The following is a 16,037-nucleotide window of genomic DNA, read 5'->3' on the forward strand; positions in this document are numbered from 1 at the left end:
TGGATAAACGTTCTACAAAGTGGCCGCATTGTTCCAGCCATTGACGGTTTTGGGAACAGGGCCGGGCCGGGCGGTCGCCATCCAGCCCGGGTGAAACACTCAGAAAATCTTACGCAGCTGCCAGCACTCAGTGGCCATTACCGGAATGCCCACCCGCATGGCCAGCGCCCTGCCCTGCGCCTTTGCCAGCCTCGCCTTTTCTGCCGCCCTGTGCTGCTTGACCGGCTTTATCCGCCTCAGCCTTGGCCTTCTCGGCCTCTTTACCAAGCTGATCGACGGTCTGCAAATTGCTCTTGCGCACGCTATCGACGAAACCCTGGAACGGCTGATCGGTAATGCCCACCAGCCCGAAGTGACCGTTCTCACCATCCAGCAGGCGACCGGTAACCGGTTGATCAAGGTATTGGAACCAGTGCACGCCGACGATCGACGGTTCGCTCATCGCCTGTTTGAGGAAATTGGCATAAGCGGACCCACGGTCTTCTTCCTTCGCCAATTGCGTCACGCCGCCCCAGAACGGGCCGCGATCCGCGGAGCCGAAGTTGAACTCAGTGATCAGCACCGGTTTGTCCAGGCTGCGCAGCGTGGCGAAGTCGTAACCGTCCTGCGGTTGCAGGGTGTACATGTTGAAGCTCAGCACGTCGCAATACTGGGCGCAGGACTCAACCGCTTCCGGGGTGCTGATGGCAAACCGGCCTCCCAGCAACAACTGGTTCGGCGCGTGCCACTTGAGCGAATCGGAAATGGTCTTGAAGTAAGTGTCGGCGAAGACCTTCTGGAAGTATTTGAAGTCGGCTTCGATTTCCGGGTGTTCGGCACTTGGCAGCGGCGCTTCGAAGCCCGGGTCTTCCATCAATTCCCAGGCCGGCAAATCAATGCCCCAGGCTTTGGAAAGGCCCGCCTGATTGCGGTATTTATCCCGCAATTGCTTGAGGAACGCGCGTTTGGCCGGCACGTCAGTGGTCATTTTCAAGGTGCCGTAGGCCAAGGCGTAACGGGCTTTCGGGTCGTCGCCGGGACCGGCCCAGGCCAATTCGTTGTCGGCAAAGTAGCCGATCAGCCATGGATCGTCGCGATGGTCGCGCGCGGCGATGGCCACGGCACGTTCGGTGGCCATGGCGAATCGTGGGTCGAACGGATCGGGCAAACCGCCCCACCAGTCGGTGCCGGTGCTGATGCTGGCGTAATCGCCAACGATCGACAGCGGCAAGGTATAGGGCACACGGTCAGCGTTGGCCAGCGCCGGGGCGCTCCAATTGCCGAGAGTGTTGAAACCCCAGGCTTGCAGGCGATCAAGGGTGTGGCTGGCCCAGCGCTGTTCATCAACCACCGCTCTGCAGGGTTCGGCAGGTGTTTGCTCAGCTGCTTTCGCGGCGGTTGCTTCGACGGCGCCGGTCTTGGCGGCTTCGGCGACACCGGATTCGGCCGTCGAAGGAACGACGGGTTGCTCAGCAGCCTTCTCCACCGTTGCCGTTGCCGCAACCGCGTCAGCCTTGGCCGCTTCGGCGACACCGGCCTTGGAGTCGCTGGTCACCACACACGGCGGACCATACAGACGCTGCAAGTTGGCGCCATAGAAGTCGTACCAGCGACCGGCATTGTAGCCTCGGCCCTGATCGACGCCGTTGCCACCACGGTTATCGCCTTCGCCATAGTGGCTGGCCAGCGGCTCGTCGGGTTTGGGCAGGGACTCGAACATCCACTCGCGGCCGGCGACGTAGGTCTGGTCGACGTCCGGGGTGACGCTGTTGACCCCGAGCGAATAGAACGGATGCCCTTCCGGCGTCACCAGGTACCAGCGACCGTCGCGTTTTTCGGTGCGGAAAAAGCCGCTGGCCTTGAATGCCGGGCCTTTGTTCCAGCCACCGAACTTGTCCAGGGACGATTTCTCGCGCTCGGCCAGCCAGGTTTTCAGTTGCTGATGTTCCTTGGCGGCAGCGTTTTTCAGTTGCTCGTCGCTGCTGACTTTCTCTGGCCATTTGGCCCGGGTCGACTGGCCGTAAGCGTCTACAAGGCCGCCAAAAGCCGCTTGGGTAACCGCATCGCCGTCCTGCACGCCAAAGCGTTCCAGCAGGATGCTCTGGGCAACTTTTGGCTGATCCATCGACAAGGTCACCGACACTACCTGGCTGCGCTCCAGCTCACCGGCGCTGCTGGCCAGCAATACCCGCTGCCCCTCAAAAGTGATCGGCATCGGCGGGCCGGCTTTCAGGCCCAGGCTCAATGGCGTAAAGGGCTGCAGCGGCACCCACAAAGTTTGCGCAGGGCCTGCCGGCAAGTCGACGCGGCTGACCAACGTCTTGCCGTCGTTGCTCTGGATTTTCACGTACAGGGTCACAGCCCAGTCCATTGCGCTCTGAATCCGCAAACTCATGAAGCCCGACTGCGACCAGTCCCAGGCGCCAGTCTGCGGGGTCAGACGCAAGGTCGGTTGTGCCACCGGGTTGAACGTCACCCGACGCAGCACTTCGCCTTCGGCCGTTTGCTCGGCGTTGGATTGCGGCAGGCTGGCGTCCTGAGTCGCCACCTGGACCACATCGGCGGGGCGCACAAAGTTGAACAGCGTCTGTTGGCCGGCAGGAGCCGCCAGCAAAGGGGCTGCGAACATCAGAGCGAAAACGGCAGGTAACGAACGGCGCAGCGAACGGCGAATCATGAGAACGAAATTCTCCCTAACGACCTTCAATGGGCCAGTGGAAATGCGATGGCAGAGAGATAGACAACGCGGTGGGCAAATTTGCCCACCGGTGTATCAGGAAATTTCACGACGGAAGGGTGGCAACGCATTGAGGATCGCTTTGCCATAACGCTGGGTGACCAGGCGTCGATCGAGCAAGGTGATGGTGCCGCGGTCTTCTTCGGTACGCAGCAAGCGACCACAGGCCTGGACCAGCTTCAGCGAAGCATCCGGCACGGAGATTTCCATGAACGGATTGCCACCCCGAGCCTCGATCCACTCGGCCAGGGCCGCTTCGACCGGATCATCGGGCACTGAGAATGGAATCTTCGCGATCACCACGTGTTCGCAGTACGCACCGGGCAAGTCGACCCCTTCGGCGAAACTCGCGAGGCCGAACAACACACTGGAATCGCCGCCATCGACCCGCGCCTTGTGCTTGTTCAGGGTTTCCTGTTTCGACAGGTTGCCTTGAATGAACACTTGCTTGCGCCAGTCGCGGTCGAGGCCGTCGAACACGTCCTGCATCTGTTTGCGCGAGGAGAACAGCACCAGGGTGCCGCGCGAGCCTTCCACCAAAGCTGGCAAGTCACGGATGATCGCCGCGGTGTGGGCCGGCGCATCACGCGGATCGGCCTTCAGGTCCGGCACCCGCAGCACGCCAGCGTCAGCATGATGGAACGGGCTTGGAACCACCGCGGTCACGGCTTTTTTCGGCAGACCCGCGCGCATGCGGAAACGGTCGAAGGTGCCGAGCGCGGTCAAGGTCGCGGAGGTCACCAGAGCGCCGTAAGCCACGTTCCACAAATTGCGACGAAGCATTTCCGCCGCGAGGATCGGGCTGGCGTTGACCTCGATGTCGAACAGCGAACCGCTTTCGGCCAGGGTCAGCCAGCGGGCCATCGGCGGGTTGTCTTCCGGGTCTTCAGCAGTGAAAGCGCCCCACAATTCCCAGTTGCCCGAAGAACGGGACAACAGGCTGCCGAACAGCGGATACCACTCTTCGGCCTGGTTACTGGCGATGCCAATGTTGACCTCGCCGTCCATGCCTTCCTTGAGCAGTTCGGTGAGCCGGGTGAACAGGTCGGTCAGACGGGCAAAGCCCTTCTTCAACTCGACGCCCATTTCACGCATGTGCTCGGGGATCACCCCGGCGACGAAGCGATGACGCGGCCGCTCACGGCCCTCGACATCTTCACCGGGTTTGAAATCGGCGACCTGCTCGCACGCAGTGAACATGAACTGCTGCTGGGTCTTGATCTCCCGCGCCAGCTCCGGCACTTGCTCGATCAACTTGCCCAGGTCGCCCGGCAGCGGATGCTGGGCCAGCAATTTGGTGAGGTTCTTGGCGGTGGTTTCCAGCCAGTCGGCGGTGGAACGCAGACGCGTGTAATGGGCGAAATGGCCGATGGCCTTGTCCGGCAGGTGGTGGCCTTCGTCGAACACGTAGATGGTGTCGCGCGGGTCCGGCAGCACGGCACCGCCGCCCAGCGCCAGGTCGGCCAGGACCATGTCGTGGTTGGTGACGATCACGTCGACCTTGCCCATGCCTTCGCGGGCCTTGTAGAAGGCGCACTGGCCGAAATTCGGGCAATGGCGGTTGGTGCACTGGCTGTGATCGGTGGTCAGGCGCGCCCAGTCGGCGTCTTCCAGGGCGGTGGACCAACTGTCGCGGTCGCCGTCCCACTTATTGCCGGCGAGTTTCTCGATCATGCTGGTGAACAGCTTTTGACTGGCCTCGTCGACCTCGATCTTGAAACCTTCTTCTTCAAACAGCTGCGCCGTGGCGGTTTGCGCGTGACCTTCCTGGAGCAACATGTCGAGCTTGGACAGGCACATGTAGCGCCCGCGCCCCTTGGCCAGGGCAAAGCTGAAATTCAGCCCGCTATTGCGCATCAGGTCGGGCAAATCCTTGTAGACGATCTGCTCTTGCAGGGCCACGGTGGCCGTGGCAATCACCAGACGTTTGCCGGCGGCCTTGGCAGTGGGGATGGCGGCCAGGCTGTAGGCCACGGTTTTGCCGGTACCGGTGCCGGCTTCCACCGCGACAATCGCGGGGTCGCCACTGCGCCGGCCTTCGTCGTCGGTGTCGATGTCACCGAGGACCTTGGCAATTTCGGCGATCATCAGGCGTTGGCCGTAGCGCGGCTTGAGGCTCTTGGCTTCGAGAAAACGCGAGTAGGCGCCCTGGATCGTGGTTTTGAGTTCGGTGCTGATCATGGATTGTCGGGCGCAAAAAACGCTGGATAAATTTTCAGTGGTTCGGTTCGGCCGCTATCATACCCCGCTAATTAATCCCGCGCAGAACGGAGTACCCCAATGACACCTTTTGGCCTTGTTTATACCCTGCATGTACTGTCAGCCCTGGTGTGGGTTGGCGGCATGTTTTTCGCGTGGATGGTCTTGCGCCCCGCAGCATTGAAGGCTTTGGAAGGCCCTGCCCGCTTGAAGCTGTGGGTAGAAGTGTTTCAAGGTTTTTTCCGCTGGGTCTGGATCGCGGTGGTGCTGTTGCCGGTCAGCGGTGTGGGCATGATTCATTTGCAGTACAGCGGTTTTGAAGCGGCGCCGCGCTATGTGCAAGTGATGATGGGGTTGTACGTGGTGATGACAGCGCTGTTTATCCGGATTCAGGCATTGTTGTTGCCAGAGTTGCGCACGGCGGTGGCGGCGCAGGACTGGCCGACCGGGGCTGCGACGCTGGGGAAAATTCGCAAGTTGGTGGGGATTAATCTGATTGTCGGGTTGGTGCTGGTGGCGATTGCTACGGCTCGGCCGATGTTCTAGGGCTTCATGATCGTTCCCACGCTCTCGTGGGAACGATCAGTAAGGGTTACAACCGCTGCACAGTCACCGAACCCGCCGCACCCGCGGCCCCCGGCTGACCATCAACCCCAGGGCGGCCGTTCTTGCCGCCATCGGCCTTGTAAACGAAACAGCCCTTGGCCTTGCCACCCGCGCCCGGTTTACCGCCAGGCCCGGCCACACCACCGTCACCGCCGGCCACCTGGACCTTGATCAGTTGCGCAGGGTAATCGCGCGGCACTTCCAGACGAACCAGTGCACCCGGCGCGCCCGGCTGACCGTCGCTGCCATCACTGCCATCGGCACCACGACCGGCCTGACCCCAGGTACAACCCGGTGCCTGACCGTTGGCCCCATCGAGACCGACGAAACCCGGTGCGCCCGCACCGCCGCGAGCGTCCACCAACAACAGCGGCGCACTCAGTGCCTTGATCTGCATGTTCAGGTTACGCCCGGAGCGGGCGGCCTTGAGGTAGGTCCCCGGCGCGCCGCGAGCCGTAATCTGGCTGCCTTCCGACAACTGCGCACGACTGACCTTCAGCTCAAGCGGCTGTTCGCCGGGTACGATAGCGATCCGCGCTTCACGACCCAGACGCAATTCACCGACGGATACCTCGGTCACATTCGAGGGAATCAACAACGTGCCGTAGTCGGCCACTTCCAGGCGTTCCAGCTGCAAGGTGCTGGCGGTGTTGGGCAAACGCATCAGCGAGTTGGTTTCGACGCTCACCACCTGGGCGCAGGCCAACGGGCTGATGAGTGCAGCGAGCAGACAGAGTTTACGCATGGGAAGCCTTAGGCGCGGTCGGAGCCGGGATGGTTTGCAGGTGGAAAACGCCGAAAAAGAGGATCTTCAGGCGATCAAGCCAAGGGTGAGCGCGACCTCTGAGGCTGCGGAAACAGAACACCGCCTCAAGAAGATGAAGGCATGCCAGCAGGCTACCGGCGAGATCGACCAGCAGATGCAGAGGATTGACAAACGGCATGAGCTGATTGACCAGCACCACCAGCCAGAACAGCAGGGTCAACAACTTGCCCAGCCCCCAAAACACATTCATTCGCTCCACCGTTGATAATTATTCTTTGCGCGCACAGTACCGGCTTACACGCGGGATAAGCCAGAGGGCAACGGAAAATTCTTCATGAAGGCCGCCGAATGGCCGCCGGACTGACTTCAATTGTGGTCCGACGGCTCTATCACGGGGCTCAGCGATTGATGTGCAACTCCACTCGACGGTTTTTCGCCCGTCCTTCTTCCGTTTCGTTATCGGCCACCGGCTGACTTTGGCCCTTGCCCTCGCTGGTGAGCTTGTTCGGCGTCACGCCCTGACTCAACAGGTAGGCCGCCACGCTACTGGCGCGACGTTCCGAGAGTGCCTGGTTATAGGTATCCGAGCCGACGCTGTCGGTATGACCGATCACCTTGATGCTCACCACATCGGCGCTTTGCAGTTTCGGCATCAGCGAATCCAGCTTGCTCTGCGCGGCAGGGGTCAGTTCGGATTGGTTGAAGGCAAACAGCACGTCGCCCGCGTCGCTCAGGGTGATGACCTCCGATTGAGCAGGTTCTGGTTTCACACTGGCCGGGTACTGCGGCAATGGGCAACCATGATGTTCGACGGGGGTATTGGCCGGCGTATCAGGGCAGCGATCACGTCGATCGAAGACACCATCGTTGTCTTCGTCGCCATCCTGGGCGTAACAGATCAAGCCACCGGTCAAGATACCAAGCGCCGCTCCGCCGGCCGCCCAACCGCCACTTTCGAGAGCGCCCAGACCTCCGCCGACCAGGCCGCCGATAACGCTGCAGATTGGCCAGGTTCGTTGATTGAGGGGGGCGGTGCCATCGCTGTGAGTAGCGCAACCGGTCAACAGGCTGCCAAGCAGCACAACCGGCAAGACGGTCCGTGTGAGAACACTCATGGTGAAAGCTCCTGTGTTACCGGCCAATGCCGGTCACACAGGAGTAAAGACCCGCATCAGCGACTGCACAAGCCGCGGAGTACGAGGGGTTTAGCGGTTGATTTTGATTTCCGTGCGACGGTTCATCGAGCGGCCGTCAGCGGTTTTGTTATCGGCAACCGGCTGGCTTTCACCGGCACCGGTAACAGACACGAATTCGCTGCGGGGTATGCCTTGGGAAATCAGGTATTCAACCACCGAGTGCGCACGACGATCCGACAGTTTCTGGTTATAGGTATCGCTGCCAACACTGTCGGTGTGACCGGTTACAGTCAGTTGGGCGTTAGGCGCTTCCCCTTTCAAGCGAGTGGCGATTTTATCGAGTACCACTTTGTCGGCAGGGGTCAGAGTGGCCTTGTCGAACTGGAAGTGAACATCGCGAATGACGATGACTTCTTCTTTAACCACAACCGCTTCTTCGACCACTGGCGCAGGCACCGGTGGAGGGCAACCGTCGGCATCGACGCGCACGCCTCTAGGTGTACCCGGGCACTTGTCGCGGCTATCCGGCACGCCATCGCCGTCTTCGTCGCCATCACCGTGAACCCAGCAATAGGCCGCAGCTGTGCCGCCGACGAGCAGCGCGCCATACCCCGCCCATGCCGAGCTCTCGGTCGCGCCGAGACCTGCACCCACGACACCACCGACCGCCGCACAGGTCGGCCAGTCGGTTTTCTGCAAACCTGCGCAACCAGTCAACACACTGGTTAGCAGAACCAAGGGTAATGCTGTGCGAACTATGCTCATCTAGTTTTCTCCTGAAGGATCGGCTTAGAACCGATTCAGGTAGTAAAGACCCGAGTTTTAATCTCCGCCAGCAATAGGCCATTGCAGTTTTGACCCGTGTTCACGGCACATCGGCGCTTTTGGGACAAACCAGCTCTAGGCCCGGCCCTTTGAGCAAGCTAGTCTTGGCAGCTCTGATTGAGGATCTTCGATGATTGCAGGTATTTCTTCGCGCACGCCCCAGCAGGCGTTGGCCGCTTTGCTTGATCTTTATGCCCCCGCGCGCCTGTTGCTGATTGGCGCCAGCGAGTTCCCCGCGCTTGAGGCCTTCAAGCTGGCGCACCCGGACACTTGTGTTGCCCATGCGGCACCTGGGGCATTGCCGGCCGAATTGGCGGCGCGCCGGTTTGACCTGGCGCTGGTGGTCGATTGCCTCGAACACTTGCCCAAACGCGATGGCCTGAACCTGTTGGGCGGGATCCGTAACCTCAACGCCAGTCGCATCGCGGTGCTGGCGGACTTGCCGGCCAGCGGCTGGCAGGAGACCGATTTTTTCTCCCTGGCCCTGCAAGCCAGCGAACGCTTCCAGCGCGACGATCAAGTGCTGACCCTGTTCACCTATGATCTGCTTGACTACAAACAAGTACCCGACTGGCTTAACTCACGGTTCTGGGCCAATCCGGAAAACTTCGGGAAATATTGGTGGTAACGCAATGAGTACATCCATTTGCCCCTGCGGTAGCGGCACCCTCCTTGATGCCTGCTGCGGCCATTACCATTCCGGTCATCCGGCGCCGTGTGCCGAAGCCTTGATGCGTTCGCGCTACAGCGCCTATGTGCTGGGGCTGATCGATTATCTGGTGGCGACCACCCTGCCCGCACAACAGGCAGGCCTCGATCGGCAGTCCATCAGCGACTGGAGCGCCCAAAGCACCTGGCTGGGCCTTGAAGTGGAAAGCTCCGAGGTCTTGGGCGGTCAGCCGGAACATGCCTTCGTGACCTTCACCGCGCGCTGGCACGACGGCAGCGGTGAGCACAGCCACCGCGAGCGCTCGTCGTTTGTGCAGAACGCCGGCCACTGGTACTTCATCGACCCGACCGTACAACTCAAGGCCGGACGCAATGATGCGTGCCCTTGCGCCAGCGGGCAGAAGTTCAAGAAATGTTGTGCGGGTTATTTCAGCAGTTGATGTAACCCCCGAGAGGCTAGACTGGGCATCAAAGGGAGTCACCCCATGCTCAGTCAGCGGCGCGTCTTTCAAACCCTCACCCTGCTCCTGTTTCTGGGGCTCGGCGGCTGTGCGTCCTGGTTCGGCGACGATGAACCGGAACCGCAGGTGCATCTGGTCAAGGTCGAAGTCGTCCAGGCCAAACTGATGCAGCAACGATTCCTTTTGCACTTTCGCGTCGACAACCCCAACGACAGCGATCTGACAGTACGGGGCATCGAGTACCGCATACACTTGGGCGACATGCTGCTGACCGAAGGCGAGCACGAACATTGGTTTACGGTCGGTCCCAAACACAGTGCCTACTTTAAAGTACCTATCCGTACCAACCTGTGGCCCAAGGTGCGGGAGCTGGTGAAACTGCTGAAAAAACCCAAGCAGCCCATTCCCTATCGTCTGGAAGGTGAACTGGAAACCGGTTTATTCATCGCGCACTACGTGCACCTGGCGCGCAATGGCGTGATAATCCCCGCCGATTTAATTCCGGAGCAAAACCGATGACCCAGCAACCCCATGTCCATGGCCCTGACTGCAACCACGATCATGACCATCACGACCACCACGATCACGACCATGGCCATGTCCACGGCCCGAACTGCGGCCACGCCCACCAGGAACCGGTGCGCAACGCCCTCAAAGACGTCGGCCGCAACGACCCTTGCCCCTGCGGCAACGGCAAGAAATTCAAGAAGTGCCACGGCGCATAGTGCGTTGAAGCACTGCTCTGCGCAGGAGTCGGGCATCCCCCGGCTCCTACAACGTTTTAGCCAGCGGCAAGCATTTTTTCAGTGCTGACAACCGTCGCATATTCGCCCTGCAAATTACCCAGCGACATCGCATGCACTTCTTCGGCTGTATGGGCTTTACCAAAGTAGTCAGCCTTGCCGAAGGTAAAACACGCATCCTCCACGACCCACGTTTCAAACCCCAGATTACCGGCCGTTCGCGCCGTGGATTCCACTGAGTTGTTGGTCGCTACGCCGACAATGACCAACTGATCGATCCCCGCCTCTCGCAAAGTTCGCTCGAGCCCCGTCGCACAAAACGCATCCGGCACCTGCTTTTGAATAAGCAGCTCACCGGTCTGTGGCTGAAACCGTTCCTGAAATTCCACCCCCGATTGCTGCGGCCAGAACACCGAGTCAGGTGAACGGGACAAGTGCTGCACGTGAATGAGCGGTCGCCCGGTTCGACGCCAATGCGCTAGCAAATCGAGAATTCGCTGCTCGGCGTGAGGATTATTTCGGCGACCCAACTTGGAATGCAGGATGCCTTTTTGTTGATCGATGATGATCAGCGCCGCGTTGGTTTTGAGCTCCATGCCGGTTTTTCTCATGCGGGGTCATTGAATTTCCCGCACTTCAGCATCACCTCTTCCTACAGGCAAGCTATTGATAGAGGCGGCGATCTTTTTCCGTTCCACAGACAAATCCTGAAATAACCTGATACCCCGCTTGCGCGGCCACCTCCTGCTCACTAACGTAGCGCCTTTACTGTGCCCGGCCTCGGAAGTCCGTTCATCTTTTGACGAGTGGCTAATGTTGTCAGACAAGGCGCCGCGACCAGTCATAGCCCGCTATGGCGAGGAACGGCAACGCAGTCTGGCGACATTAGACGCCGTCAAAAGTGAACGGCGACTTTCGAGGCCGGGCACCACTACCCCCCGCAGGAGCTTTGCCATGGCCTCGCCAGCCCTTTCACATTTTCTTCCCCGGTTCGGCGTTGCCGCAGCAGTGGCCAGTGTTTTGAGCCTGACCGGTTGTCAGACCTGGAACACCCAGGACACCCTCCCGCCGACCACCGGTGTGCAGCCGCTCAAAGGCCTGGCGCAGAACGTTTCGGTACGCCGCAATGCCATGGGCATGCCGTTGATCGAAAGCAACACTTTCCACGACGCGTTGTTCACCCTGGGTTACGTCCACGCCACCGACCGCATCACGCAAATGGTCACCCTGCGCCTGTTGGCTCAGGGCCGTTTGTCGGAGATGTCCGGTTCGGACCTGCTCGACGCTGACCGCTACATGCGCGCCGTCAATCTGAAGAAAAGCGCCGGCGAGCTGTACAAGGCGTCTTCGCCGCGCCTCAAACGCTTCTTCGAAGTCTATGCCCGCGGCGTCAACGCCTACCTGTTCCGCTATCGCGACAAACTGCCGGCAGACCTCGCGGCCACCGGCTACAAGCCTGAATATTGGAAACCGGAAGACTCGGCGCTGATTTTCTGCCTGCTGAACTTCAGCCAGTCGGCCAACCTGCCGGAAGAGATTGCCTCGCTGATGCTGGCCCAGACCGTCAGCACCGACAAGCTCCCGTGGCTGACGCCATCTGCCCCCGATGAAAAACTGCCGCTGGCCGAAGCTGAAAAACTTCAGGGCATCAAGCTCAACGGGCAAATCCCGGGCCTGGCCGAGATCAGCAAAGCCACGAGCCAACTGTCCGATCTGAATTTGCTGGGCGCCACCTCCTCGAACAACTGGGCGATCGGCCCGCAACGCAGCCGCAGCGGCAAAAGCCTGCTGGCCAGCGACAGCCACGGACCACTGGGCGTGCCGTCGTTGTTCAGTTACGTGCAGATCCGCGCGCCGAAGTACCAGGCTTCTGGCGTAACCATTGCCGGTTTACCGATGGTACTCGGCGGTTTCAACGGCAAAGTGGCCTGGAGCATGACCACCGTCATGGGCGACAACCAGGACCTGTTCCTGGAAAAAATCAAACGCCAGGGCAATGGTCTTTCCTACGAGGTCGGCGGCAAATGGCAGCCGGCAATCGTGCGAAACGAAACCTACTTCGTCAAAGGCCAGCGGCCGATTCGCGAAGTGGTATACGAAACCCGCCATGGCCCGCTGCTCAACAGTGCCCAAGGCACGACGCTGGCCAACGGTTTCGGCCTGGCCTTGCAGACGCCGAACTTCACCGATGACAAGACCCTGGACGCGTTTTTCGACCTGTCCCGGGCGCAGACCGTCGAGAAAGCCTCGGACGCCAGCCGTGAAATCCGCGCCATTGCGCTGAACCTGGTATTTGCCGACGCCAGCAACATAGGCTGGCAAGTCACCGGGCGTTACCCGAACCGTCGCGAAGGTGAAGGCCTGCTGCCGTCGCCGGGCTGGGAAAGTCGTTACGATTGGGATGGTTACGCCGACCCGATGCTCCATCCCTATGACCAGGATCCGGCCCAAGGCTGGCTCGGCACCGCCAACCAGCGAGTCATTCCGCATGGCTACGGCATGCAGCTGTCCAATTCATGGTCGGCGCCGGAGCGTGGCGAACGCCTGGCCGAACTGGCCGGCGTGGGTAAACACGACACGCGCAGCCTGATCGCGATGCAATACGACCAGACCACCACTTTCGCTGCCAAGCTGAAGAAAATGTTCGAAGCACCGGGCATGGCCAAGCCACTCAAGCAGGCCATCGAAGCGTTGCCTGAGACGGATCGTGGCAAGGCTCGCGAGGCTTATACCCGCTTGATGGCCTTCGACGGCAAACTCAGCCCGACCTCCGCTGATGCAGCGATTTACGAGCTGTTCCTGCAGCAAAGCACCCAACAGATTTTCCTCGACGAACTGGGCCCGGAAAGCAGCCCGGCGTGGAAAGCCTTTATCGCCAACGGCAAGTTGTCCTACGCGGCCCAGGCCGATCACCTGCTGGGTCGTGAGGACAGTCCGTTCTGGGATGACACTCGCACACCGCAGAAAGAAGATAAACCGGCGATCCTCGCCCGCAGTCTGGCGGCAGCGATCAGCGCGGGCGACAGTCAGTTAGGCGGCGATCACAAAGCCTGGCAGTGGGGCAAACTGCACCGCTACGAATGGAAAAACACCAGCGGCCAGTCGGTGCGCGGTCCGCTTGCGGCCGGCGGCGACCACACCACGCTGAATACCTCGGCGTTCGCCTGGGGTCAGGATTTCAACACCACCCTGGCGCCAGCCATGCGCTTTATCGTTGACTTCGGCCAGGCGGAACCGCTGATGGGGCAGAACGGTACGGGGCAATCCGGCAATCCGGCGAGTGCGAACTACCTCGACAGCATTGATCCTTGGCTGAAGGGGCAATACATGAGCTTGCCGATGCAGCCGCAGAACTTTGACAAGGTGTATGGCAACAAGCGGTTGACGCTAACACCTGGCAAGTAAGGCTCCCACATGGATTTGTGCCATTGCGAACCAAGTTGGTGCGGCTATTTTCCGGCGCCCGTTTTCGTGCACAAATCCCTCCTTGCCATTTCTTGAATCACCTTTTAAAACACTTGTTCGGGACTCTGGTTCGGAAATTGCTACTTTCGTAAGGTCTTACGCTTTCCAGTAACAATAATTCTGCGCCACAAGCGCTCATATTGGTTTTTAGGGATTGAATAATGAAAAAAGCATTGCTGACCCTTTCTGCACTGGCGTTGTGCATGGCAGCCGGTTCCGCGCTGGCCAAGGAATACAAGGAATTGCGTTTTGGCGTTGATCCTTCCTACGCTCCGTTTGAGTCAAAAGCGGCTGACGGTAGCCTGGTAGGCTTCGACATCGATCTGGGTAACGCGATCTGCGCCGAGTTGAAGGTCAAGTGCAAATGGGTTGAAAGCGATTTCGACGGCATGATTCCGGGCCTGAAGGCCAATAAATTCGACGGCGTGATCTCTTCGATGACCGTCACCCCGGCCCGCGAAAAAGTCATCGACTTCTCCAGCGAGCTGTTCTCCGGCCCAACCGCTTACGTATTCAAGAAAGGTTCCGGCCTGACCGAAGACGTCGCTTCGATGAAGGGCAAAACCGTCGGCTACGAGCAAGGCACCATTCAGGAAGCCTATGCCAAGGCCGTTCTGGACAAGGCTGGCGTGAAAACCCAGGCCTATCAGAATCAGGATCAGGTGTATTCCGACCTGACTTCCGGTCGCCTCGACGCAGCGATCCAGGACATGCTGCAAGCCGAACTGAGCTTTTTGAAATCGCCAAATGGCGCCGATTACGAAATCAGCAAGCCGGTGGACAGCGAATTACTGCCAGCCAAAACGGCTGTCGGTATCTCGAAAGGTAACAAAGACCTCAAGGCACTTTTGGATAAAGGTATCAAAGCGTTACACGACGATGGCACCTACGCCACCATTCAGAAGAAACACTTTGGCGATCTGAATCTGTACAGCGGCAAATAATGCCCGGCGCCCATCTTGCGATGGGCGCTTTTTTCATCCGATCAGGTTGCTGATTTATGCTCGAAAACCTACTACAAAACCTGGGGCTCTCAGCCTTCAGCCTTCAGGGCTTCGGTCCGTTGCTGATGGAAGGCACCTGGATGACCATCAAATTGTCGGTATTGTCGCTGTTGGTGGCCGTATTGCTCGGGCTGCTCGGCGCCAGTGCCAAGCTGTCAAAAGTCAAACTGGTGCGCGTACCGGCCCAGATCTACACCACACTGATTCGCGGTGTGCCGGACCTGGTACTGATGCTGTTGATCTTCTACAGCCTGCAAACCTGGCTGACGTCGTTTACCGATTTCATGGAATGGGAATACATCGAGATCAACCCGTTCAGCGCCGGGGTCATCACCCTGGGCTTCATTTATGGCGCGTATTTCACCGAAACCTTCCGTGGAGCGATTCTCGCGGTCCCACGGGGCCAGGTCGAAGCCGCTACCGCGTATGGCCTCAAGCGCGGCCAGCGTTTCTGGATCGTTATTTTCCCGCAAATGATGCGTTTTGCCCTGCCGGGTATCGGTAACAACTGGATGGTGATGCTCAAAGCCACCGCACTGGTCTCGATCATCGGCCTGGCCGACCTGGTCAAGGCGGCGCAGGATGCCGGCAAAAGCACTTATCAGCTGTTCTACTTCCTGGTGCTTGCAGCACTGATTTACCTACTGATTACCAGCGCCTCCAACTTCGTCCTGCGCTGGCTCGAACGCCGCTACGCTGCCGGTTCCCGGGAGGCCGTACGATGATCGAACTCTTGCAGGAATACTGGAAAGCTTTCCTTTATACCGACGGCTACAACATCACCGGCCTGGCCATGACCATGTGGCTGCTCAGTGCGTCGATCTTCATCGGTTTTCTGGTGTCGATTCCACTCTCTATCGCCCGGGTTTCGCCGAACTTCTACATCCGCTGGCCGGTGCAGTTCTACACCTACCTGTTCCGCGGTACGCCGTTGTACATCCAGCTGCTGATTTGCTACACCGGTATCTACAGCCTGGCCGCCGTGCGCGCCCAACCCGTACTGGATGCGTTCTTTCGCGATGCGATGAACTGCACGGTCCTGGCCTTCGCCCTGAACACCTGCGCCTACACCACGGAGATTTTCGCCGGGGCGATCCGCAGCATGAACCACGGTGAAGTCGAAGCGGCCAAGGCTTACGGTCTGACAGGCTGGAAGCTTTATGCCTACGTGATCATGCCTTCGGCCCTGCGTCGTTCGTTGCCTTATTACAGCAACGAAGTGATTTTGATGCTGCACTCAACCACCGTGGCATTCACCGCGACCATCCCGGACATCTTGAAAGTCGCGCGGGACGCCAACTCGGCGACCTTCCTGACGTTCCAGTCGTTCGGCATCGCTGCGCTGATCTACCTGACCGTTACCTTTGCGCTGGTCGGCCTGTTCCGCCTCGCCGAACGCCGATGGCTGGCCTTCCTTGGGCCGACCCACTAGACCCGCTTTAGGAAT

The 16,037-nt window shown here is 59.7% G+C and carries 16 protein-coding genes; 9 read left to right on the plus strand and 7 right to left on the minus strand.

Annotated features, from left to right (window positions below):
- Positions 1-127: 127 nt before the first annotated feature.
- Both MO767_RS20670 and dinG read right to left on the minus strand, forming a co-directional pair.
- The gene (locus MO767_RS20670; RefSeq protein WP_282482018.1) at positions 128-2,656 is read right to left on the minus strand and encodes a beta-galactosidase; all 2,529 of its coding nucleotides are present in this window, start codon (positions 2,654-2,656) and stop codon (positions 128-130) included.
- 96 nt (positions 2,657-2,752) lie between these two features.
- Complete coding sequence (dinG, locus tag MO767_RS20675) at positions 2,753-4,897, minus strand: ATP-dependent DNA helicase DinG (protein ID WP_282482019.1); 2,145 nt, start codon at positions 4,895-4,897, stop codon at positions 2,753-2,755.
- 99 nt (positions 4,898-4,996) lie between these two features.
- Between dinG and MO767_RS20680 the strand changes: the two genes are divergently transcribed.
- Positions 4,997-5,461, plus strand: a complete 465-nt coding sequence (locus tag MO767_RS20680; RefSeq protein ID WP_282482020.1) for a DUF2269 family protein — start codon at positions 4,997-4,999, stop codon at positions 5,459-5,461.
- A 46-nt stretch (positions 5,462-5,507) separates the two neighbouring features.
- Here the strand turns inward: MO767_RS20680 and MO767_RS20685 are convergent, their stop codons facing one another.
- From MO767_RS20685 to MO767_RS20700, 4 genes are all read right to left on the minus strand, one after another.
- Complete coding sequence (locus tag MO767_RS20685) at positions 5,508-6,266, minus strand: collagen-like protein (RefSeq protein ID WP_282482021.1); 759 nt, start codon at positions 6,264-6,266, stop codon at positions 5,508-5,510.
- Positions 6,259-6,537 carry a DUF1145 domain-containing protein gene (locus tag MO767_RS20690; RefSeq protein WP_134418797.1) on the minus strand — a complete coding sequence of 93 codons (279 nt, stop codon included), beginning with the start codon at positions 6,535-6,537 and terminating at the stop codon, positions 6,259-6,261. The genes MO767_RS20685 and MO767_RS20690 overlap by 8 nt, the downstream gene beginning before the upstream one ends.
- 148 nt (positions 6,538-6,685) lie before the next feature.
- The gene (locus MO767_RS20695) at positions 6,686-7,402 is read right to left on the minus strand and encodes an OmpA family protein (protein ID WP_282482022.1); all 717 of its coding nucleotides are present in this window, start codon (positions 7,400-7,402) and stop codon (positions 6,686-6,688) included.
- Between the two features lie 90 nt (positions 7,403-7,492).
- A complete protein-coding gene (locus tag MO767_RS20700; protein WP_282482023.1) occupies positions 7,493-8,188 on the minus strand; it encodes an OmpA family protein in 696 nt (231 codons plus the stop codon).
- A gap of 190 nt (positions 8,189-8,378) precedes the next feature.
- Between MO767_RS20700 and MO767_RS20705 the strand changes: the two genes are divergently transcribed.
- From MO767_RS20705 to MO767_RS20720, 4 genes are read left to right on the plus strand one after another with little or no spacing between them, the layout of a single operon-like run.
- Positions 8,379-8,876 (plus strand): DUF6231 family protein, encoded by a 498-nt coding sequence (locus MO767_RS20705; protein WP_046056366.1) that lies wholly within the window; start codon positions 8,379-8,381, stop codon positions 8,874-8,876.
- 4 nt (positions 8,877-8,880) lie between these two features.
- The gene (locus tag MO767_RS20710; protein ID WP_282482024.1) at positions 8,881-9,357 is read left to right on the plus strand and encodes a YchJ family protein; all 477 of its coding nucleotides are present in this window, start codon (positions 8,881-8,883) and stop codon (positions 9,355-9,357) included.
- A 45-nt stretch (positions 9,358-9,402) separates the two neighbouring features.
- Positions 9,403-9,897: an LEA type 2 family protein gene (locus MO767_RS20715; RefSeq protein WP_282482025.1), complete on the plus strand. Its 495-nt coding sequence runs from the start codon at positions 9,403-9,405 to the stop codon at positions 9,895-9,897.
- On the plus strand, positions 9,894-10,103 hold the full coding sequence (locus MO767_RS20720) for an SEC-C metal-binding domain-containing protein (protein WP_007906737.1): 210 nt from the start codon (positions 9,894-9,896) through the stop codon (positions 10,101-10,103). The genes MO767_RS20715 and MO767_RS20720 overlap by 4 nt, the downstream gene beginning before the upstream one ends.
- 56 nt (positions 10,104-10,159) lie before the next feature.
- On the opposite strand, the gene MO767_RS20725 is transcribed toward MO767_RS20720, so the two are convergent.
- Positions 10,160-10,717 (minus strand): cysteine hydrolase family protein, encoded by a 558-nt coding sequence (locus MO767_RS20725; protein WP_282482026.1) that lies wholly within the window; start codon positions 10,715-10,717, stop codon positions 10,160-10,162.
- A gap of 358 nt (positions 10,718-11,075) precedes the next feature.
- On the opposite strand from MO767_RS20725, the gene MO767_RS20730 reads away from it, so the two are divergent.
- The 4 genes from MO767_RS20730 to MO767_RS20745 all read left to right on the plus strand — a co-directional run bounded on the left by MO767_RS20730 (position 11,076) and on the right by MO767_RS20745 (position 16,022).
- Positions 11,076-13,526: a penicillin acylase family protein gene (locus tag MO767_RS20730; RefSeq protein WP_282482027.1), complete on the plus strand. Its 2,451-nt coding sequence runs from the start codon at positions 11,076-11,078 to the stop codon at positions 13,524-13,526.
- Positions 13,527-13,747: 221 nt separating this feature from the next.
- Positions 13,748-14,530 (plus strand): transporter substrate-binding domain-containing protein, encoded by a 783-nt coding sequence (locus MO767_RS20735; protein WP_282482028.1) that lies wholly within the window; start codon positions 13,748-13,750, stop codon positions 14,528-14,530.
- 56 nt (positions 14,531-14,586) lie between these two features.
- The gene (locus MO767_RS20740) at positions 14,587-15,315 is read left to right on the plus strand and encodes an ABC transporter permease (RefSeq protein WP_282482029.1); all 729 of its coding nucleotides are present in this window, start codon (positions 14,587-14,589) and stop codon (positions 15,313-15,315) included.
- Entirely contained in the window at positions 15,312-16,022 is a 711-nt protein-coding gene (locus MO767_RS20745) for an ABC transporter permease (protein ID WP_282482030.1), read from the plus strand. Before MO767_RS20740 ends, MO767_RS20745 begins: the two co-directional genes overlap by 4 nt.
- Positions 16,023-16,037: the final 15 nt, after the last annotated feature.

Source organism: Pseudomonas sp. UYIF39, from assembly GCF_029963765.1.
Classification (GTDB): Bacteria; Pseudomonadota; Gammaproteobacteria; order Pseudomonadales; family Pseudomonadaceae; genus Aquipseudomonas.